This is a genomic window from Agromyces tropicus (assembly GCF_039531345.1).
GTDB lineage: Bacteria > Actinomycetota > Actinomycetes > Actinomycetales > Microbacteriaceae > Agromyces > Agromyces tropicus.
This window is the reverse complement of sequence record NZ_BAAAPW010000002.1, coordinates 509,047-529,737: the sequence shown is the minus strand read 5'-3', so window position 1 is coordinate 529,737 and position 20,691 is coordinate 509,047. Positions and strand designations below refer to the sequence as shown.

The 20,691-nt window shown below is 74.5% G+C and carries 19 protein-coding genes; 15 read left to right on the top strand and 4 right to left on the bottom strand.

Translation table 11 applies throughout. The features are described from left to right. Positions 1-5 precede the first annotated feature (5 nt). A complete protein-coding gene (locus ABD230_RS08255) occupies positions 6-1,055 on the bottom strand; it encodes an ABC transporter ATP-binding protein (protein ID WP_344371614.1) in 1,050 nt (349 codons plus the stop codon). 153 nt (positions 1,056-1,208) lie between these two features. On the opposite strand from ABD230_RS08255, the gene ABD230_RS08250 reads away from it, so the two are divergent. The 14 genes from ABD230_RS08250 (at position 1,209) to ABD230_RS08185 (ending at position 16,580) form a co-directional block, all read left to right on the top strand. Continuing rightward, on the top strand, positions 1,209-2,015 hold the full coding sequence (locus ABD230_RS08250) for a FadR/GntR family transcriptional regulator (protein WP_344371612.1): 807 nt from the start codon (positions 1,209-1,211) through the stop codon (positions 2,013-2,015). Next, entirely contained in the window at positions 2,012-2,815 is an 804-nt protein-coding gene (locus ABD230_RS08245; protein ID WP_344371609.1) for a cache domain-containing protein, read from the top strand. Before ABD230_RS08250 ends, ABD230_RS08245 begins: the two co-directional genes overlap by 4 nt. Before the next feature lie 158 nt (positions 2,816-2,973). Further along, positions 2,974-3,528 carry a hypothetical protein gene (locus ABD230_RS08240; RefSeq protein WP_344371606.1) on the top strand — a complete coding sequence of 185 codons (555 nt, stop codon included), beginning with the start codon at positions 2,974-2,976 and terminating at the stop codon, positions 3,526-3,528. 162 nt (positions 3,529-3,690) lie between these two features. After that, positions 3,691-5,592: a vWA domain-containing protein gene (locus ABD230_RS08235; RefSeq protein WP_344371604.1), complete on the top strand. Its 1,902-nt coding sequence runs from the start codon at positions 3,691-3,693 to the stop codon at positions 5,590-5,592. A 61-nt stretch (positions 5,593-5,653) separates the two neighbouring features. Next, complete coding sequence (locus ABD230_RS08230) at positions 5,654-6,394, top strand: sirohydrochlorin chelatase (RefSeq protein ID WP_344371602.1); 741 nt, start codon at positions 5,654-5,656, stop codon at positions 6,392-6,394. 185 nt (positions 6,395-6,579) lie between these two features. Further along, entirely contained in the window at positions 6,580-8,340 is a 1,761-nt protein-coding gene (locus tag ABD230_RS08225; protein ID WP_425546205.1) for a nitrite/sulfite reductase, read from the top strand. Next, positions 8,337-9,128: a phosphoadenylyl-sulfate reductase gene (locus ABD230_RS08220; RefSeq protein WP_344371600.1), complete on the top strand. Its 792-nt coding sequence runs from the start codon at positions 8,337-8,339 to the stop codon at positions 9,126-9,128. Before ABD230_RS08225 ends, ABD230_RS08220 begins: the two co-directional genes overlap by 4 nt. Next, positions 9,125-10,057, top strand: a complete 933-nt coding sequence (gene cysD, locus ABD230_RS08215) for a sulfate adenylyltransferase subunit CysD (protein WP_344371599.1) — start codon at positions 9,125-9,127, stop codon at positions 10,055-10,057. The genes ABD230_RS08220 and cysD overlap by 4 nt, the downstream gene beginning before the upstream one ends. Next, the gene (locus tag ABD230_RS08210) at positions 10,057-11,424 is read left to right on the top strand and encodes a sulfate adenylyltransferase subunit 1 (protein WP_344371597.1); all 1,368 of its coding nucleotides are present in this window, start codon (positions 10,057-10,059) and stop codon (positions 11,422-11,424) included. The genes cysD and ABD230_RS08210 overlap by 1 nt, the downstream gene beginning before the upstream one ends. Positions 11,425-11,764: 340 nt before the next feature. Further along, the gene (locus ABD230_RS08205) at positions 11,765-12,520 is read left to right on the top strand and encodes an ABC transporter substrate-binding protein (RefSeq protein ID WP_344371594.1); all 756 of its coding nucleotides are present in this window, start codon (positions 11,765-11,767) and stop codon (positions 12,518-12,520) included. Next, a complete protein-coding gene (locus ABD230_RS08200; RefSeq protein ID WP_344371592.1) occupies positions 12,517-13,260 on the top strand; it encodes an ABC transporter ATP-binding protein in 744 nt (247 codons plus the stop codon). The genes ABD230_RS08205 and ABD230_RS08200 overlap by 4 nt, the downstream gene beginning before the upstream one ends. 79 nt (positions 13,261-13,339) lie before the next feature. Beyond that, entirely contained in the window at positions 13,340-14,272 is a 933-nt protein-coding gene (locus ABD230_RS08195; protein ID WP_425546204.1) for an ABC transporter permease, read from the top strand. Next, entirely contained in the window at positions 14,269-15,123 is an 855-nt protein-coding gene (gene cobA, locus ABD230_RS08190) for a uroporphyrinogen-III C-methyltransferase (RefSeq protein ID WP_344371587.1), read from the top strand. The genes ABD230_RS08195 and cobA overlap by 4 nt, the downstream gene beginning before the upstream one ends. Positions 15,124-15,155: 32 nt before the next feature. Beyond that, positions 15,156-16,580, top strand: a complete 1,425-nt coding sequence (locus tag ABD230_RS08185; protein ID WP_344371585.1) for an FAD-dependent oxidoreductase — start codon at positions 15,156-15,158, stop codon at positions 16,578-16,580. A gap of 423 nt (positions 16,581-17,003) precedes the next feature. Here ABD230_RS08185 and ABD230_RS08180 read toward each other — a convergent pair whose 3' ends face one another. Beyond that, complete coding sequence (locus ABD230_RS08180; protein ID WP_344371583.1) at positions 17,004-17,681, bottom strand: TetR/AcrR family transcriptional regulator; 678 nt, start codon at positions 17,679-17,681, stop codon at positions 17,004-17,006. 72 nt (positions 17,682-17,753) lie between these two features. Here ABD230_RS08180 and ABD230_RS08175 point away from each other — a divergent pair, with 72 nt between their 5' ends. After that, complete coding sequence (locus ABD230_RS08175) at positions 17,754-18,746, top strand: alpha/beta fold hydrolase (protein ID WP_344371581.1); 993 nt, start codon at positions 17,754-17,756, stop codon at positions 18,744-18,746. Here the strand turns inward: ABD230_RS08175 and ABD230_RS08170 are convergent. Further along, positions 18,707-19,915, bottom strand: a complete 1,209-nt coding sequence (locus tag ABD230_RS08170) for a glycosyltransferase (RefSeq protein WP_344371579.1) — start codon at positions 19,913-19,915, stop codon at positions 18,707-18,709. The genes ABD230_RS08175 and ABD230_RS08170 overlap by 40 nt on opposite strands. After that, a complete protein-coding gene (locus ABD230_RS08165) occupies positions 19,912-20,631 on the bottom strand; it encodes an arsenate reductase/protein-tyrosine-phosphatase family protein (RefSeq protein ID WP_344371576.1) in 720 nt (239 codons plus the stop codon). The genes ABD230_RS08170 and ABD230_RS08165 overlap by 4 nt, the downstream gene beginning before the upstream one ends. Positions 20,632-20,691 lie beyond the last annotated feature (60 nt).

Sequence of the window (20,691 nt, the reverse complement as noted above, 5' to 3'; positions counted from 1 at the left end):
CGGGTTCAGGCGGCCGGAGCCGGTGCGGGTTCGGCCCCGCCGAGGGTGACGACGTCGTCGTCGTGCCAGCTGACGACCACGCGGTCGCCGCGCTCGTCGTCGTGGACGCGGTTGCGGTCGTTCTGCTCGAGCACGCTCACGCGGACGCCGGCGTCGAGGTCGACCACGAGGCGGATGCCGCTGCCGAGGTAGATCGTCTCGACGACCGTGCCTGCGGCGTTGCGCACGCCCGCGCCGGCCTCGCCCGAGCCGACGGCCATCTTCTCGGGGCGCACGGAGTGGTGGCCGCCTCGGCCGAGCAGCTCGCGCGACACGGCGTCGTCGAACAGGTTCGACGTGCCGACGAAGTCGGCGACGAACCGGGAGGAGGGGCGCTCGTAGAGCTCGGCGGGCGTGCCGAGCTGCTCGATGCGCCCGTTGTTGAAGACCGCGACCCGGTCGGAGAGCGTCAGCGCCTCCTCCTGGTCGTGGGTGACGAAGATGAAGGTGATGCCGAGGTCGCGCTGGATCTCCTTGAGCTCGACCTGCATCTGCTCGCGGAGCTTGAGGTCGAGCGCGCCGAGCGGCTCGTCGAGCAGCAGCACCTTGGGCTCGACCACGGTCGCGCGGGCGAGCGCGACGCGCTGCCGCTGGCCGCCGGAGAGCTGGGCCGGCTTGCGGTCGGCCATCTGCTCGAGCCGGACGGACGCGAGCGCGCGGCGGGCCCGCTCTGTGCGCTCCCTGCGGCCGATGCCGCGGACGCGCAGCCCGTAGGCGACGTTCTCGAGCACGTCCATGTGCGGGAACAGCGCGTAGTCCTGGAAGACGGTGTTGACGTCCCGGTCGAACGGGGCGCGTCGCGTGACGTCGTCGCCGAAGAGCTCGATCGTGCCGCTCGTCGGCTGCTCGAAGCCCGCGATGAGCCGGAGCACGGTGGTCTTGCCGGAGCCCGAGGGCCCGAGCATGGAGAAGAACTCGCCCGCGGCGATCTCGAGATCGACGTGGTCGACGGCGGTGACGGCGCCGAACTCCTTCGTGAGTCCGGTGAGCCGGATGGCCGGCTGCGGGTCGGTCATGGGCCTCTCCTTCGATGGCGTGGTTCTAAATCATATGGATTCATATGTCATAGTCCAGAGGTTCGTGTTACGGTCGCATCACGCTTGCGCCGGAGGCCGTCCCCAGTCCGGGGGGGGTGGGCGGACCCGGCGGCGCACGATCGAGGAGGACGGATGCCGCACGCGACCGCGCGCGCCGATGCGGCCCGCGCCGTGATCTTCTCCCCGCTCGAGGGCGCCGGCCGCGCCGAGCTCGTCGAGCAGCGGCTGACCGACGCGATCGTCTCCGGCGTCCTGCGCGACGGCGAGCGGCTGCCGAGCGAGGCCGAACTCGCGAAGCTCCTCGGGGTCGCCCTCGTCACCGCCCGCGAGGCGCTGCTGGCGCTCCGTCACAAGGGCCTCGTCCGCACGCGTCGCGGCCGCGACGGCGGCAGCTTCGTCACCAGCGACCGCGACACCTCGGCCCGCCTGCTCGACCAGCGCCTCCTCGCCGCGAGCCGCATCGCCCTGCGCGACCTGTCGCTGCACGTCGCCGCCATCGCCGGCATGGCCGCCGAGGTGGCGGCCGACCGGGCGAGCGACGACGACGTCCAGAGCCTCGTCGACATCGACGCGCGCGCCGACCTGGCCACCCCCGGCGGCGCGCGGCGCGCCGTCGGCCGCTTCGGGCTCGAGGTCGCGGCCGTCAGCCAGTCGCCCCGGCTCGTGCACGAGGAGCTGCGGCTCCAGGCCGAGACCGGCGCCCTCCTCTGGATGTGCCTGCGCGAACAGGAGTACCGTGACCGGAGCAGGGAGGCTCGCCTCGAGGTGATCGACGCGATCCGCCGCGCGGACGGCACGTCGGCGCGGCGCGCGACGGTGGCCCACGTCACGTCGGCGGTCGAATGGCTGATCGACGAGAAGGCCCGGATCGAGGCGGCATCCGTCATCGACGATGCCGCGCCGACGCGGCCACACCCGTCCGAAGGGAGCCGGACATGACCCGCGTGACCACCCCCGCCGCGACGATCGCCGAGCGCATCGCCGCCACCATCGATCCGGTCTTCGCGGTCATAGAGGACTGGCGGCGCGAGGTCGCCGCACTGCTGGCCGCCGACGACGAGCCGCGAGCCGGGCGCATCGACCCCGTCATCGCGGACCTCGTGGGCGGCGAGCTCGAGCGCCCCGGCACGCTGATCACGGGCGCCGGCTTCGTCGCCGCACCCGGATTCCTCGCCGACGCCCCGTGGCACCTCGCGTGGTGGCTGAGCGGCGCCTCGCCATTCCGGACCGACGTGCTCGGCACGGGCCTGCGCCGGCTCGACGCCGTGAGCGACCCCGACGCCGAGGCGTTCCGCGACTACACGACGCTCGAGTGGTGGCGTGTACCCGAGCGCACGCGCCGCCGCCACCTGACCGGACCGTACGTCGACTACCTGTGCACCGACGACTACACCGTGACCATCACCTCGCCGATCGTGCTCGACGGCGAGATGGCGGGGCTCGTCGGCGCCGACGTCTACGTCGCGAAGCTCGAGCAGGCGCTGCTGCCCGAACTGCGGGCCGCGGACCGCACCTGCACCGTGGTCAACGCGTCGGGACGCATCGTCGCGTCGACGGACCTGCATCGCGCGACCGGCGCGCTGCTGCGGGCCGAGGGCCTCGCCGATGCGCTCGCCCCGCTGCGCGAACGCGAGGCCGACGGCGACCCACGGGCCGGCGAGGCGCAGGCGACGACCCTCCCGGGCGGCGCCGAGGTGGTCGCCTGCGGCGACACGTCGCTCGCGCTCGTGCTCGAGTAGCCGGCGGAGGCGACGCGTCGGAGTCGACGCGGCGGACGGCGGACGCCCCGGATGGGTCGCGCGACCCGGCGATGCGGACGGGCCGCGGTATCGTGAGCCAAGCGGAACCGGAGCGCCCGGAACCCGGGCGTGATCGACGAGAGACCGGCGGTCACCTCGTGACGACGACGATCAGGCAGAAGCAGCGACGGCGGCAGCGCCGCCGCGGGATGGCGTACGCCGCCGTCACGCTCGCCTGGGCGCTCACGCTCGTGCTCGGCGCGATCCTCTCGCCGCCCGAGCTGGTGCACGACATCGCGCTGTTCGTCCACCTCGCATCGCTCGTCGTCGGACTCGGAGCGGTGCTCATGATCGAGTGGAACGCGGCGCTGTGGGCGACGGGGTGGAGCACGGTCCGCGAACTGCGGCAGGCCGACCGGACGATGATCCTGCCCGTGTGGATCGGGCTCGGCGGGCTGCTCGTGAGCGGCGCCCTGCTCTCGCCCGACCTCACGGCGCCGGCGACGCTGCTCAAGCTCGGCGCCGTGCTCGTACTGAGCCTCAACGGCGTCGCGCTGACGAAGTGGACCTCCGACCTGGCGCGGCTGCCGGCCCGCGCGACCTTCCGGAGCCTCCCGCGCCGCGCCAAGTTCGGCTTCGTCGCGAGCGCGGTGATCTCGCAGCTGGCGTGGTGGACGGCCGTGCTCATCGGGCTCCTGAACACGAGCCGGTGATCGGGAACCCCCGACCGGTACCCCCGTCCGGGGGTCTGAGATAGGCTCACGAACGGACCCAGTCACGACTGGAGGACGAGCGATGCGCGACCGACGAGCACCGGACACGCCCCACCTCGAGCCGTCCGCGCGTCCGCGCCGCGACGCCCCGGGAGCTCGGGCATGAGCGGGCACGGCGCACCGGTCCGTCGTGACCGGCACCGCATCCGCCAGGAGGGGCGGCAGCGGCGGCGGCGCACGCTCTGGATCGCCGGTGCGATCGCCGCCGTCGCACTCCTCGCCCTCGGCGGCGCGGTTACCGCGGCCCTCCTCGGCTCGGACGCGCCGCAGGCCGCACCCGGCACGCAGGAACCAGAGCCGATCGTCTTCCCGGAGGACGAGCCGGCCGCCACGCCGGGCGCCGAGCCGTGCACGACGGTCCGGGTGCTCTCGTCGTTCGAGAACGCCGGGATGGTCGAGCGGCTCGCCGAGGCCTACGCCGCGGAACCCCGTGACGTCGACGGCGCGTGCGTCGAGGTCGTCACCGCCAAGGACAAGTCCGGGGTCGCTGCCGAGGACGCCGCGGTCGGCTTCACCGAGGTCGACGAGGACGAGCGCCCCACGCTCTGGATCCCGGACGCGTCGTCGTGGCTCGGCGTCGCCCGCGAAGCCGGCGGCTCGGCCAACGTGCCGGAGAGCGGGACGTCGATCGGGTCGTCCGAGATCGTGCTGGCGATGCCCGAGAGCCTGGCCGCCGCCATCGGCTGGGACGAGGACCCGCCGACCTGGGCGGAGGTGTTCGAGACTTCCGAGGACGAGGCCGTGTGGGAGGACCTGGGGCACCCGGAGTGGGGCGAGTTCAAGCTCGGCAAGACGAGCCCGCTCGTCGCGAGCTCGGGTGAGGCGGCCATGCTCGCGTCGTACGGCGCCGCCGCGGGATCCGTCGCCGACCTCAGCGCCGCCGACATCGCCGACGACGAGATCACCGACGAGGTCCGGGCGCACGAGCTGGCGACCAGCCATTACATGGCCACGCCCGAGCACTTCCTCTGGCACGCCCGGCAGTCGGAGGACTCGGGCGGCGAGGCGGCGGACTTCCTCTCGGCCGTGATCGTCGACGAGAAGTCGGTCTGGGACTACAACCGCGGCATCTCCAGCCGCGACGGCGTGACCCGGACGGAGGGCGATCCGCCCGCCGAGCAGCTCGTGCCGATCTACCCGTCGGACGGCTACTACGTCTCGGACAACCCCGCGGTCGTGCTCACGGGCGGGTGGGTGTCCGATGCGGAGGACGCGGCCGCACAGGACTTCGTGCGGTTCGCGGGCACGGCCCAGGGCCAGGCCGTCGTGCGCGAGACCGGCTACCGCGACCTCAACGGCGAGCTCGACCCCGACGTCGCCGAGGTCGGCGGGCTGGCCGAGTCGGCCGACGGCGGGCTCCCGTTCCCGGCGCCGCAGGTCGTCGTGGCGATGCACGACGCGTTCGCCGACGTCCGCAAGCGCGCCCAGGTGCTGTTCCTCATCGACGTCTCGGGATCGATGGGCGACCCGATCGAATCCGGCGACACGAAGCTCGCGGCGGCGAAGCACGCGATCACCCTGGCGCTGGACCACTTCGCCGCGGGGGACGACGTCGGCCTCGCGGCCTTCTCCGCCGCCGACGACGGCAAGATCACGCCCGGCGAGGTGGCCCCGGTCGCGGACATCGTCGACACCCGCGACGACTTCGAGCAGGCGCTCGGTGCGCTGAAGCCGATCGAGTGGACGCCGCTCTACGCCGCGGTGGACCGATACGCCACCGAGCAGGGCGAGCGCTTCGACCCCGACCGCATCACGGCGCTCGTGCTGCTCAGCGACGGCCGGAACGAGACGGCTGCACCGGGGGTGACCGAGCAGCAGATGCTGGGCACGCTCGAGGAGCTGCACCACTCGACCCCCGTGCTCGTGTTCACGCTCGCGTACGGCGCCGACGCCGACGTCGACACCCTGCGCGCGATCTCGAGTGCGACGGGCGCGCACTACTACGACGCGACGGACCCCACCGAGGTCGACGAGGTGCTCGGCGACCTCGTGACGAGCTTCTGAGCGCACCGTCACACGGCGAGACATCCACCGGCGCCGGCGCGCCGGATGCGAGCATGTGCGGATGACGCCCCGCCCGCCCGCACTCGTCGCCGTGTCGCACGGCACGTCGTCCTCCGAGGGACGCGCTGCGGTGCGCGCGCTCTTCGACGCGGTGGTCGGGGCGGCCGCCGAGCGGTGGGGGGATGCCGCGCCCGCGACGCGGCTCTGCCACGTCGACGTCGAACAGCCCGACGTGCCGGCCGCCCTCGCGACGCTGCCGCCCGGCGAACCCGCCGTGCTCGTCCCCCTGCTGCTCTCCGCCGGCTACCACGTGCACGTCGACCTGGCCGAAGCGGCAGCGGCGGCGCGATCGGCGGGCCGCGACACGGTCGTCGCGGAGGCGCTCGGACCGGACCCGCGCCTGGTGGCCGTCCTGCGCCGTCGACTGGCCGAGGCCGGAGCCGCGCAGACCGACCCGGTGGTGCTCGTCGTGGCCGGCTCGAGCGACGCGCGCGCCGTCGAGGCGTGCCGCCGTGTGCGGGACGACCTCGCCGCGGCATCCGCCCGGGAGGTCTCGCTGGGCTTCCTCTCGGCCGCCGAGCCGCGGCTGCCCGACGCCGTGGCGGCCGCCCGCGCGAGCCACGGAGCCGAAGCCCGGATCGCCGCGGCCAGCTACCTGCTCGCGCCCGGGTACTTCCAGGACCTCGCGTCGAGCGCCGGCCCCGACGTGCTCGCCGCACCGCTGCTGCGCCCCGACGACGCGCCGCCGGAGCTCGTGGAGATCGTGCTCGACCGCTACGCGGCATCCGCCGGCCTGCGCTGAGCCGCACGGCCCTCGCGCGTCGTCCGCCTCCGCCGTCGGCGTGCGAGGAGGGCGCGTCATGTTTCGTCGTGCGACGCCCCGTGACACGGGGTGACCGTACGTGACGCGGTCGGGTTCCGGCATCCGCGGCGCCCCCGTAGCTTCGTCGGCACGTACCCCGAACGGGGTGCCCGAGAGGGGGAACCGTGACGATCGAGACGACGGATGCCGCGACCCGCGGTCCGCGGACCGAGCGCGCCGCGCGCGGCGACCGCCCGGCCCGCGAGGCCCGCACGCCGCGCCCGTCGACGCGTCCCAACGGGCAGTGGAAGGTCGACGGCACGGCCCCGCTCAATGCGAACGAGGAGTGGAAGCAGGTCGACGGCGGCCTCGCCGTGCGCGAGCGCATCGAGACGATCTACGCCGACGGCGGTTTCGCCTCGATCGACCCGACCGACCTGCACGGCCGGTTCCGGTGGTGGGGGCTGTACACGCAGCGCAAGCCCGGCATCGACGGCGGTCGCACCGCGACGCTCGAGCCGCACGAGCTCGAGGACGAGTACTTCATGCTGCGCGTCCGCATCGACGGCGGTCAGCTCACGACCGAGCAGCTGCGCGTCATCGGCGGCATCTCGACCGAGTTCGGCCGCGACACCGCCGACCTCACCGACAGGCAGAACATCCAGCTCCACTGGATCCGCGTCGAGGACGTGCCCGAGATCTGGCGGCGGCTCGAGTCGGTCGGGCTCGGCACGACCGAGGCGTGCGGCGACGTGCCCCGCGTCATCCTCGGCTCGCCGGTCGCTGGCATCGCGGCCGACGAGCTCATCGACCCGACGCCGCAGATCGACGAGATCACGTCGCGGTTCATCGGCGACGAGTCGCTCGCGAACCTGCCCCGCAAGTTCAAGTCGGCGATCACGGGCCACCCGAGCCAGGACGTCGTGCACGAGATCAACGACGTCGCGTTCGTGGCCGTCGAGCACCCGTCGCTGGGCGTCGGCTACGACCTCTGGGTCGGCGGCGGCCTCTCGACGGCGCCGCGGCTCGCGGAGCGGCTCGGCGTGTTCGTCTCGCCCGACCGGGTGGCCGACGCATGGCACGGCGTCGCGCAGATCTTCCGCGACTACGGCTACCGGCGACTGCGCAACAAGGCGCGCCTGAAGTTCCTCCTGGCCGACTGGGGCGTGGAGCGGTTCCGCGAGGTGCTCGAGACCGAGTACCTCGGGCATGCGCTCCCCGACGGCCCGGCCGCGCCGACGCCGGCCACGACCGGCGACCACGTCGGCGTGCACCGCCAGAAGGACGGCCGGTTCTACGTCGGTGCGACGCCGATCGTCGGCCGCGTCTCCGGACCGACCCTGACGAGGCTCGCCGACCTCGTCGAGGCGCACGGCTCGACCCGGCTGCGCACGACGCCGCACCAGAAGGTCGTCATCCTCGACGTCCCCGAGGAGCGGGTCGAATCACTCATCGCGGGCCTCGACGAGCTCGGGCTCCAGGCGCGGCCGAGCCTCATCCGCCGCGGCACCATCGCGTGCACGGGCATCGAGTTCTGCAAGCTCGCGATCGTCGAGACCAAGGCCTTCGCGACCGCGGCGGTGCTCGAGCTCGAGGAGCGGCTCGACGCGTTCGACCTGCCGCACCCGATCAGCCTGCACGTCAACGGATGCCCCAACTCGTGCGCGCGCATCCAGACCGCCGACATCGGACTCAAGGGCCAGCTCGTCACGATCGACGGCGAGCAGGTGCCCGGCTACCAGGTGCACCTCGGCGGCGGCCTCGCCTCGCAGGACCGCGACGAGGCCGGCCTCGGCCGTACGGTACGCGGCCTCAAGGTCACGGCGGACGGCATCGCCGACTACGTCGAGCGCGTCGTGACGCGGTTCCTCGGCGAGCGCGACGCGGACGCCGACGAGACGTTCGCCCAGTGGGCGCACCGCGCCGACGAGCAGGCCCTGCGATGAGCGCGCGGAACATCGGGATCGCGGCGCCGGGTGCCGGCCCGGCATCCGTCGGCGGTTCGCCCGACGACCGCGTCGCACGCCGGTCGCCCGACGAGCTGCGCGCCCTCGCCGAGGCGGGGAACGCCGCGCTCGGCAGCCTCACCGACCACGAGGCGTCCCCTGCCGAGGTCGTCGCCTGGGTGGCGGCGAACTTCGACGCGGATGCCGCGGCCGTCGCCTGCTCGATGGCGGATGCCGCACTGCCGCACCTCGTCGCCGCGCAGCTGCCGGGCGTCGACGTGCTCTTCCTCGACACCGGCTACCACTTCGCCGAGACGTACGTCACGCGCGACGAGGTCGCCCGGCAGCTCGACGTGCGGATCGTCGACGTGCTCCCCGAGCAGACCGTCGCCGAGCAGGACGCCGAGTTCGGCGCCGAGCTCTTCGCCCGCGACCCGGGCCTCTGCTGCGCGCGCCGCAAGGTCGAGCCGCTGCAGCGCTCGCTCGGCGGGTACGAGGTGTGGTTCACCGGCGTGCGCCGCGACGAGGCGCCGACGCGCACGCTGACCCCGCTCGTCACGTACGACGAGCGGAACGGGCTCGTGAAGGTCAATCCCGTCGCGGCATGGACCTTCGACGACCTCGTCGAGTACGCGAGCGCCAACGCCGTGCCCGTGAACCTCCTCATGTCGCACGGCTATCCCTCGATCGGCTGCGAGCCGTGCACGACGCCCGTCGCCGCGGGCGAGGACCCGAGGTCCGGCCGCTGGGCCGGCCTCGCCAAGACGGAATGCGGGTTGCACCTATGACCGAGATCCAGGCCCAGGCCCCGGCGCCGACCGCGTCGGTCCTCGACACGCTCGACGCGCTCGAGGCCGAGGCGATCCACGTGATCCGCGAGGTCGTGGCGGAGTTCGAGCGACCCGTGCTGCTCTTCTCGGGCGGCAAGGACTCGGTCGTCGTGCTGCACCTGGCCGCCAAGGCGTTCTGGCCGGCGAAGGTGCCCTTCCCGGTGCTGCACGTCGACACCGGCCACAACTTCCCCGAGGTGCTGCGGTTCCGCGACGAGACCGTCGCGCGGCTCGGCATCCGCCTCGAGGTCGCCTCGGTGCAGGACTACCTCGACGACGGTCGCCTGCAGGAGCGCGCCGACGGCACCCGGAACCCGCTGCAGACGCAGCCGTTGCTCGACGCCATCGCCGCGGGCCGCCACGACGCCGTGTTCGGCGGGGCGCGCCGCGACGAGGACAAGGCGCGGGCGAAGGAGCGCATCATCTCGCTGCGCGACGAGTTCGGCCAGTGGGACCCCCGCAACCAGCGCCCCGAGCTCTGGAGCCTGTACAACGGGCGCCACACGGTCGGCCAGCACGTGCGCGCGTTCCCGATCTCGAACTGGACCGAGCTCGACGTGTGGCGCTACCTCGAGCGCGAGGGCATCGCGCTGCCGCCGCTGTACTTCGCGCACGAGCGCGACGTGTATGCGCGCGACGGCATGTGGCTCGCCGTGAGCGACGTGTCGCCGCCGCGCGAGGGCGAGACGGTCGAGCGCCGCACCGTCCGGTACCGCACCGTGGGCGACCTGAGCTGCACGGGCGCGGTCGTCTCGACCGCGTCGACGGTGTCCGACATCGTGCGCGAGGTCGCGGCATCCACCCTCACCGAACGCGGCGCGACCCGCGCCGACGACCGCCTCTCCGAGGCGGCCATGGAGGACCGCAAGAAGGACGGGTACTTCTGATGAGCACGACGACGCCCGCTGCGACCGGCACCCCGGCGACGGATGGCGCGACCGCGCCCGCCGGCACCCTCTTCCGCTTCGCGACCGCCGGATCGGTCGACGACGGCAAGTCCACGCTCGTGGGCCGCCTGCTGCACGACTCGAAGGCGATCCTCGCCGACCAGCTCGAGTCCGTCGCGCGCACGAGCGCGGAGCGCGGCTTCGGGGGCGAGCCCGGTGCGATCGACTTCGCGCTGCTCACCGACGGCCTGCGGGCCGAGCGCGAGCAGGGCATCACGATCGACGTCGCGTACCGGTACTTCTCGACCGGGCGCCGGTCGTTCATCCTCGCCGACTGCCCCGGCCACGTGCAGTACACGCGCAACATGGTCACCGGCTCGGCCACCGCCGACGCCGTCGTCGTGCTCGTCGACGTGCGCAACGGCGTGCTGGAGCAGACCCGGCGGCACCTCGCGGTCGTGCAGCTGCTGCGCGTGCCGCACGTGATCGTCGCGGTGAACAAGATCGACCTCACGGGCTACGACCGCGACGCGTTCGCGGCGGTCGCCGACGAGGTCGCCGGGCTCGCGCGCGACCTCGGCCTGCCGGACGTCCACGTCGTGCCGGTCTCGGCGCTCGCGGGCGACAACGTGGTCGAGCGCTCCGCGAACACGCCCTGGTACGACGGACCCGCGCTGCTCGAGCTGCTCGAGGGCCTGTCCACGATCGACGAGCTCGAGACCGACCTCGAGGCGCTGCGCCTGCCGGTCCAGCTCGTGGTGCGCCCGCAGGGCGCGCTCTCCCCCGAGCTCGCGGCCTCCGGCGCCGACGACGTGTTCCGCGACTACCGCGCCTTCGCGGGCCGGATCGAGTCCGGCACGGTGCGCGTCGGCGACGCCGTCGAGGTGTTCCCCGCCGGTGTGACGACGACGGTCGTCGGCATCGACCGCGGCCCCGTCGCCGTCGAGGAGGCCTCCGCGCCGCTGTCGGTGTCGCTCCGCCTCGCCGACCCCGTGGACGCCGCACGCGGCGCCGTGATCGCGGCCGCCGGGTCGCTGCCCGCCCCGCGCCGGCAGCTCGAGGCCGCCGTGTTCCAGCTCGATGCGCGCCCGCTGGCGCCGGGCGCTCGCGTGCTCGTGAAGCACGGCACGACGACCGTGCAGGCCCTCGTCGCCGACATCCGCGGGCGCCTCGACCTCGACACGGTCGACACCGTGCCGGCGGACCGGCTCGCGACCAACGACATCGGGCTCGTGTCGCTGCGGCTCTCCGCCGACCTGGTGGCGGCGCCGTACGCCGAGCACCGGCGTGCGGGCGCGTTCCTCGTCATCCACCCGCAGGACGGCGCGACGCTGGCCGCGGGCATCGTGGTCGAGGCTCCGGCGTGACCGCGCGCGGGCTCGGTGGACAGGTCGGCGAGCTGCTCGCCGGCGTCGCGGTCGCGGCCGCGATCGTCATCGTGCCCGTGCTCATCGGATCGGTCGGGCGTGCGGCCGCCGTGGATCCCGTCGCGAGCGCGACGACGGAGGCGCCGGCGGGCGCGCTCCGCCTCGGGTACTCGCCGAACGTGACCCACCTGCCCGCGCTCGTCGGGCTCGAGACCGGGCTGCTCGCCGCCGCGCTCGGCGACACCGCGCTCGAGCCGCAGCCGTTCGCCGCCGGGCCCGCCGCGGTCGAGGCCCTGCGCACGCGGCCTACCTCGGCCCGAATCCCGCGATCAACGGCTTCGTGCAGTCGGGAGGCACGTCGCTCCGGATCGTCGCGGGCGCCGTGGGCGGCGGCGCGGCGCTCGTCGTGCGCGACGGCCTCGATGCTCCCTCCGACCTCGACGGCGCGACGCTCGCGACGCCGCAGCTCGGCAACACGCAGGACGTGGCGCTGCGCACCTGGCTCGCCGACCACGGACTCGACACGTCGCCCACCGGCGGCGGCGACGTCGACGTCGTGCCGACCGACAACGCCCGCACCCTGCAGCTCTTCACCGCCGGCACGATCGACGGCGCCTGGCTGCCCGAGCCCTGGGCGTCGCGGCTCGTGCTCGAGGCGGGGGCGCACGTGCTCGTCGACGAGGCCGACCTCTGGCCGGACGGCGCGTTCCCGACGACGGTGCTCGTCGTGGGCGCCGACTTCCTCGCTGCGCATCCCGATACGGTCCGCGCGCTCGTCGCGGGGAACGCGGCCTCGGTGGACTGGATCGCCGCGCACCCGGAGGAGGTGGCCGACGTCGTGAACGCCCGGCTCGCGGCCGACGCCGGCGCCCCGCTGCCCGAGGCGGTGCTCGCACGGGCGCTCGCCCACGTCGAGCCGACGGTCGACCCGTTCGCCGCGGCGCTCCCGGTGCTCCAGCGTCACGCCGCCGCCGTCGGCACCACGACGGCCGGCGACCTCGACGGCCTTCTCGACCTCGACCCCCTGGGCGACGTCCGCGCCCAGGGCGGCCTCGGTCCGATCGACGACGCCGGACTGGGAGGTGGTCCGCGATGACGACGGCACCCGCCATCCGCCTGGCCGGGGTCGGCAAGCGCTACGCCGCCGACGGCCCGGTGGTGCTCGACGGCATCGACCTCGAGGTCGCGCCGGGCGAGTTCGCGTGCCTGCTCGGCGCCTCGGGCTGCGGCAAGTCGACGCTGCTCTCCCTGATCGCCGGGCTCGAGCGGCCGACCGTCGGCACGGTCGACGTCGACGGGCGTGCCGCGGTGATGTTCCAGGAGGCGTCGCTGCTGCCGTGGCTGAGCGCGCGCCGCAACGTCGAACTCGCCCTGCGGTTCGGCGGCGTGCCGCGCACCGCGCGACGCTCCCGCGCCCTCGAGCTGCTCGACCTCGTGCACCTCGCGGATGCCGCGGAGAAGCGCCCGCACGAGCTCTCGGGCGGCATGCGGCAGCGCGTCGCGCTCGCGCGCGCCCTCGCACAGGACCGCTCGGTGCTGCTCATGGACGAGCCGTTCGCGGCGCTCGACGCGATCACGCGCGACCTGCTGCACGAGGAGCTCGAGCGCGTCTGGCGCGAGACCGGCCGCACGATCGTCTTCGTCACGCACAACGTGCGCGAGGCCGCCCGGCTCGGGCAGCGCGTGCTGCTCATGTCGAGCCGCCCGGGCCGGATCGTCGACGAGTGGCGCATCGCCGACGACGGACCGCGGCGCATCGAGTCCCCCGCCGTCTCCGCGCTCTCGGTGGAGATCACCGAGCACCTGCGAAGGGAGATCCGCCGCAATGCCGCATGACACCCTCAGCACGCGCACCGCCGCTGCCTCCAACTCCAACTCCGCCTCCAACTCGACCTCGACCTCCACCGAGCGTCCGATGGATGCTGCCGATGGCCGGTTCGAGCCGCGTTCCGTGGACACTCGGGCACGTTCGGGCGCGGGCGGGAGCGGCGACGACCTGCGCACGCTTGAGGCGGGGCTCGACCGGTTGCAGACGGATGTCGCGCTGCGCACGCCGTGGTGGCGGCGCGCGATCGACGGCGTGCTCCCGCCCGTGCTGCTCGTCGTCGTGCTCGTCGCCGCGTGGCAGGCGTACACCGTGATCGCCGAGCCGCGCCCCGACCTCGCGCCCGGTCCGCTCGACGTGGCCGCGGCGCTCGGCGGGGCCTGGCAGGACGGCCGGCTCCAGCTCGCCGTCGCGACGAGCCTCGAGCGCGGCATCCTCGGCTTCCTGATCGCGGTCGCCGTCGGCACGCCGCTCGGCCTGCTGCTCGCCGAGTGGGCGCCGCTGCGGCGCGCGCTCGGCCCGCTCGTCTCGGGCCTGCAGGTGCTGCCGTCCGTCGCGTGGGTGCCCGCCGCCATCCTGTGGTTCGGGCTCTCGGATGCCACGGTCTACTTCGTCGTGCTCATGGGCGCGATCCCGTCGATCGTGAACGGCCTCGTGGCGGGCGTCGCGCAGGTGCCGCCGCAGCTGCGCCGCGTGGGCACGGTGCTCGGCGCGTCCCGGCTCCAGCTCGCGGCATCCGTCGTGCTGCCCGCCGCCCTGCCCGGCTACCTCGCCGGGCTCCGCCAGGGATGGGCCTTCTCGTGGCGCTCCCTCATGGCCGCCGAGATCATCGCGTTCGGCGGCTCCATCGGCTTCGGCCTCGGCTCGCTCCTGCAGCAGGGCCGCGACCTCGCCGACCTCGCGAGCGTGCTCGGCACGATCCTCGTGATCCTCGCCCTCGGCGTGGTCATCGAGCTGCTCGCCTTCGCCCCCCTCGAGCGCGGCATGCTGCGCCGCCGCGGACTGACCGGAGGACCCCGATGACCGACCACCAGAACCGAGCCCGGCACGAGCGTCGAGCGGATGCCGCGGCCCCCCGCGGCCACGTCGCCCTCGTCGGCGCCGGCCCGGGCGACCCCGGCCTCATCACCCTGCGGGGCCTCCGCGCCCTCGAGTCCGCCGACGTGATCGTGGCCGACCGGCTGGGCGCGCGCTCGGTGCTCGACGGACTCGCGGCCGAGGGCGTGGACCTCGCCGCCGAGGTCGTCGACGTCGGCAAGCTGCCCGGCCACCACGCCGTGCCGCAGGACGCGATCAACGAGCTGCTCGTCTCGCTCGCGCAGGGCGGCAAGCGGGTGGTGCGGCTGAAGGGCGGCGACCCGTACGTCTTCGGCCGCGGCGGCGAGGAGCTCGCGTACTGCCGCGAGCGCGGCGTCGACGTCGAGGTCGTGCCGGGCATCACGAGCGCGGTCTCGGTGCCCGCGATCGCCGGCATCCCGCTCACCCACCGCGGGCTCGCGACGACGTTCACGGTCGTCACCGGCCACGACCAGATCCGCGCGCTCGGCGGCGCGCGCGACCACACCGTCGTGCTGCTCATGGGCGTCGGCACGCTCGCGAACTCCGCGATCACGCTCGCCCGCGGCGAGCGCGGTGCCGACTGCCCCGTCGCGATCGTGGAGGATGGATACGGCCCGCGCCAGCGGGTCACCATCGGCACGCTCGAGACGATCGCCCACCAGGCGGCGGCCCGCGGCGTCCGTTCACCGGCCGTCGTCGTGGTCGGCGACGTCGTGCGGCTCAGCCCGTACGCGCCCGCCGAGCTCGCGGCATCCGCCCTCGCCGGTGGCACCCACCCGTCGACGACGACCACGGCCCGACCGGCCGCGTCCTGACCCTGCCCGCACCCCGAAAGGCCCACGTCACCATGACCCTCTCCCTCCGTGTCGCGATCGTCGGCGCCGGCCCCGCCGGCATCTACGCGGGCAACATCCTGCGCCGCCAGGTCGACGAGGCCGGCGGCGAGGTCGCGATCGACCTGTTCGAGTCGCTGCCCGCGCCGTACGGCCTGATCCGCTACGGCGTCGCGCCCGACCACCCGCGCATCAAGGGCATCGTCAACTCGCTGCACGAGATGCTCGACGAGGGCACGATCCGCCTCATCGGCAACGTCGAGGTGGGCCGCGACGTCACGGTCGACGAGCTGCGCGAGCGCTACGACGCGGTGATCTTCGCGACCGGCGCGCTGAAGGACGCCCCGCTCGACATCCCCGGCATCGACCTGCCCGGGTCGTACGGCGCGGCCGACCTCGTCGCCTGGTACGACGGGCACCCCGACGTGCCGCGCGACTGGCCGCTCGAGGCCGAGTCGATCGCCGTCATCGGCAACGGCAACGTGGCGCTCGACGTCGCCCGCGTGCTCGCGAAGCACCCGGCCGACCTGCTCTCGACCGACATCCCGGCGAACGTGCACGCGGGACTCCTGGCCTCGCCCGTGACCGATGTCCACGTCTTCGGCCGGCGCGGCCCGTCGCAGGTGAAGTTCACGCCGATCGAGTTGCGCGAGCTCGGCGAGGTGCCCGACGTCGACCTCGTGGTCTACGACGACGACTTCGCCCGCGCCGAGGGCGACGCGCACGCCGCGCACCTGCTCGCCACGAACAACCAGGTCAAGGTCATGACCCGCACCCTCAACGGATGGCGGCGCGCCGACGACCGGCCGTACACGGCGTCGCGACGCCTGCACCTGCACTTCTTCCACGCGCCCGTCGAGGTGCTCGGCACCGACGCCGTCGAGGGCGTGTGCTTCGAGCGCACCCGCCCGGTCGGCGACGGCTCGGTCGCGGGCACGGGCGAGTTCGTCGACGTGCCCGTGCAGGCCGTGTACCGCGCGGTCGGGTACGCGAGCTCGCCTGTTCCGGGCGTGCCGTTCGACGAGCGGTCGCGCGTGATCCCCAACGACGGCGGGCGGGTGACGGATGCCTCCGGCGCCCCCGTCGCCGGCGTCTACGCCACGGGCTGGATCAAGCGCGGCCCCGTCGGGCTCATCGGCCACACCAAGGGCGACGCGCTCGAGACCATCACGAACCTCGTGGCCGACGCGCAGGCGGGCGTGCTCGCCGCGCCCGGCGTCGCGCCGGTCGTCGAGGCGGACGGTGGCGACGAGGTGCTCGAGCTGCTCGAGGCCCGCGGCATCCGCTTCACGACCTGGAACGGATGGCTCGCCCTCGATGCGCACGAGCGCGCGCTCGGCGAGGCGTTCGAGGGGCCGGTCGCGCGCGAGCGCGTGAAGGTCGTGCCGCGCGACGAGCAGGTCGACCTGTCGCGCTCGGGCGCCCTCGTCGCCGGCTGATCGACCCGGGCTGGTCGAACTGGGCCGGTCGGACAGGGCCGGTCGATCCGGCGCGGTCGACCGGGCGGCGGGGACGTCCCGAGGGCCGCGATGCCCTCGTCGGCGCCGGCCCGGTGCGCACTCACCCGACGAGTGCGTATCCCGGGCGATGCAGGGACCCGTCGGTGCGATGACGACGGCGAGGAGTATCGGCGAGACGCCATCCCTCCGCAGATGCTGGTGGAAAGGTATCCGGCGGATACCTTTCCACCAGGTCTGGCCGGCGGACTTCATCGCAGGTAACCGCAGAGATGCCGCGCAGCCGAACGCCGAGCGGTCCCTCGGCGCGCCGTGCATTCATGGCACAGCGGCACAGCGGCCGGACCAAGAGCAGCTGGACCAGGAGCGGCCGGCAGAGGGCACGGCGCGGCGGCGCGGGCAGCGTCAGGCGTCGGAGACGGCGGCGAACGGGGCGAGCACGTCGGACGCTGCGCCGGCGGCGCGGAGGCGCGCGGCGATGCCGGCGCGGGCGCGCGCGTAGGGGGCGCTGGTGTCGCGCATGACCGAGTTGCGGTTGGCCAGGTCGAGCAGCGCCGAGAACTCGAAGGCGAGCTGCTCGGGATCGTCCAGGTCGGCCAGCTCGCCGCGATCGCGGGCGTAGCCGAGCGACACCGCGAGGTAGCCGTTCCACTGGTCGAGCGCGTGCTCGATGGCGTCGCGGACCTCGCCGGGCTTGGCGTCGAAGTCGGCCGCGGCCTCGGCGAAGAAGCAGCCGCCCGGGAACACGCGGTCGCGCGAGTAGGCGATCCAGCCGTCGACGAGCGCGAGCACGCGCCCGAGCCCCCTGGGCAGCTCGCGGGCGGGAGTGATGACGGTCTCGACGAAGCGCTCGCGCGCGGCTTCCACGGTGGCGAGCTGGAGTCGCTCCTTGCTCCCGAACAGGGTCGCGACGCCGCTCTTGCTGACCGCGGCCGCGTCGGCGATCCGCCCGATCGAGAGCTGGTCCAGGCCCTCGACCGACGCGAGGTCGACGGCCGCCGTGAGGACGGCGCGACGCGACGCGTCGCCGCGGGCCCTCCGCCCGTCGGGTCGGACCCGCGAATCCGTGCCGATGCTGCTCACCCTCTCGATTTTACGCACGAACGTTCGTATACTCAACGTACGACCGTTCGTATTCATTGATCGGAGCCCGCCGTGACCACCGTCGCCGAGACCGCCACCACCGCCGCACTCCTGACCCGGGTCGCCGCGATCCGAGCCGCCGAGCTCGGCTCGCCGCGTGCCGCGGCCGCCGCGGCCCTCCCGCTCTTCATGCGCGTCGGCAGCCGCCTGCCCGTGCGCCCCGCCGACCGCGCCGTCCACGAGTCGGCCCGGCGCGGCACCATCCGGGCACGCGGTCGCGAGATCGTCACCTACGAGTGGGGGTCAGGGGGCGACACCGTCCTGCTCGTGCACGGATGGCGCGGCCGCGCCTCGCAGTTCGCGCCGATCGTGCGCGAACTCCGCTCCGAGGGCTTCCGGCTCGTCGCCTTCGACGCGCCGGCCAACGGTGCGTCGGCCGGCCGTCGTAGCGACATCCGCGACTGGACGGCGGCGATCGAGGCGGTGCAGGCGCGTGAAGGCCGGTTCCACGCCGTCATCGGCCACTCGTTCGGCGCGATGGCCGCGCGCGGTGCCGTGCACGAGGGGCTCTCGACCGGGGCCGTCGTCGCGATCGCCGGACCGGCCGGTGCGCGGTACCTCGTCGACGCGTTCTCGGGGCGGATCGGCATCCGCGAGGCCACGGCGGATGCGCTCGCGGAGCGCTTCGCCCGGCGGATCGTCCCCGACCTCGCCGACCCGTGGACGCGCTTCGACGGCGTGGCCGCGCCACTGCCGGCATCCGTCCCCCTCCTCGTCGTGCACGACCGCGGCGACCGCGAGGTGGCGGTCGGCGAGGGCATCCGGCTGCACGAGGCCCACGGCGACCGCTCGCGGCTCGTCCTCACCGAGGGGGCCGGGCACAACCGCGTGCTCGGCGCGGATGCGACGCTCGACGCCGTGACCGCGTTCGCGACGCGCGGGCTCGACGGGCTCGACGCGCTCCGGCGGCTCGGGGGCTCCGGGGGCACCTGGGCGGTGTCGGAAACCGCGCCGCAGACCGCGGTTCAGTCCGTCGCGCCCCGCGCCGCGAGCACGCGACGGTAGACCTCCAGGTGCGCCCGGGTCACGTCGGCGTCGTCGAGGAGCCCGGGCGTCTCCGCCGCCGCCGCCGCGAGCCGGGCGCGGAGCGCGGGGTCCTGGTCGAGCCGGGTCAGCGCGGCGGCGAGGGCGTCGACGTCCCGCGGCGGCACCAGCAGCCCGTTCACGCCGTCGTCGATCCACTCGGCGGGCCCGCCCTCGTCGGCCGCCACGACCGCGCGACCCGCGGCCAGGTACTGCAGCACGTTCTGCCCGAGCGGTTCCGGCCGCACGGATGCCTGCACCGCGACCTCCCATTCGTCGAGCAGCCGGTCGACGTCGTCCACGTGCCCGAGCACGTCGACCTGCGGCCCGACGCCGAGCTCGGTCGCCCGCGCCCGAAGCGCGGCGAGCTCGCCCTCGTGGCCGAACGGCGCACCGCCGGCGAACTGCAGGCGGATGTCGCGGCCGCGGAACGCCCGCGCGAACGCCTCGAGGAGCTGCGCCTGGCCCTTCCACGGGTCGATGCGGGCGAGCATCCCGACCGTGCGGAGCGGCGCGTCCGGGTCGAGCGGCAGGGCCGCTCCGACGACGAGGCCCGACGCGCTCGGCACGACCTCGGCGACCGCGTCGTCGCGCAGGTACGGCCGCGCCAACTCGAGCGTCGCGCGGGAGTTCGCGATGACGCCGTCGGCCCGTGGCAGCACGAGGCGCGTCATGATCGCGTGGCCGGCCCCGCCGAGCGCCTCGGGGTCGACGAGGTCGCGGAGGTGCACGACGAGGGCGATGCGCGACGCGCGCGCGGCGAGGGCGGCGTAGGCGGCCGCGCGCGCCGTGTTGGCGTCGACGAGGTCCGCTCCGCGGAACGCCGCCGAGGTGCGCACCGCGAGCGCCTGCACGACCAGCCGGGCGCCGAACGCGAGCGACGCGAGGCGCCCGCCCGAGCTGGCACCGGCGGGCTGCGGGATGCCGGCGGCACGACGCGGCACGCGATCGGGCACGGCGTCCCAGACGGTCGGGCCCGGCCCGAGCGGCGGCGTCTGCAGCACGGCCGACCACTCCGGCCCCGCCTGGAGCATGCGCACGAGCGCGAGCTCGGCCCCGCCGGCCGCCGAGGTGTGGTCCAGGTGCAGCACGCGCGGCCGACGATCGCCCGGTGCGGCCCCGCGCGAGTGCGCGCCTCGGATCGCGCTCACGAGTCCCGCCGTCCGAACCAGCGCCGCCGCGGGCGCTCGGCGGATCCTCCGGACCCGCGCTCCGACGACGGGCCGAGGCCCTCGAACGGGAACGCGTCCGGGTCCGCGACGATCGCGCCGACCGCCTCGACCTCGCCTCGGGGCATCCCGAACAGCAGCGCTGCGAGCGCCGCGAGCGGCGGCACCTCCTCGCGCGCCATCGCGCGGAACGCCTCGTCGTCCTTGCCCTGCGGGTCGGTGATGTCGCCGTCCCCGGCCGTTCCGAGCGACCGACGGTCGGAGAGCAGCGCGATACGGGCCCGGAGTTCGGCGACGGACTGCGGCACGGCGGCGACGCCCAGTGCGGTCGCGATCGCCCCGGCCTCGCGGATCGTGTAACTCGACCGGAGCATCGAGGGCACGAGGCCGAGCACGCCGTCGCGATGCGCGACATCCGCCGCGAGCACGAGGTCTGCCGAACGGACCTGCGCCTCGTCGACCTGACGCGCGCGATGGCCGTGCCCGTCGGCGCCGAGCCGCTCGGCGATCGCCTGCGTCCGCCGTCGCATGGGACGCCCGGCCGGGGCCGCGAGCCCGGCGCTCGAGACGACGACCCGCCCCGCGAGTTCCCCGGGGAGGTACCAGTCGGCCCAGGTGCGCAGCAGCGCCGCGCCGAGCGCGGACCGGTTGAGGTTGCCGGTGCAGACCACGAGGACGCGGAACGTCTCCGGATCCACGCGATCACCCCCCGGCTCGCCCGCGACCGGGAAGCGCGCCCCGGATAAGGTTTCTGCAAG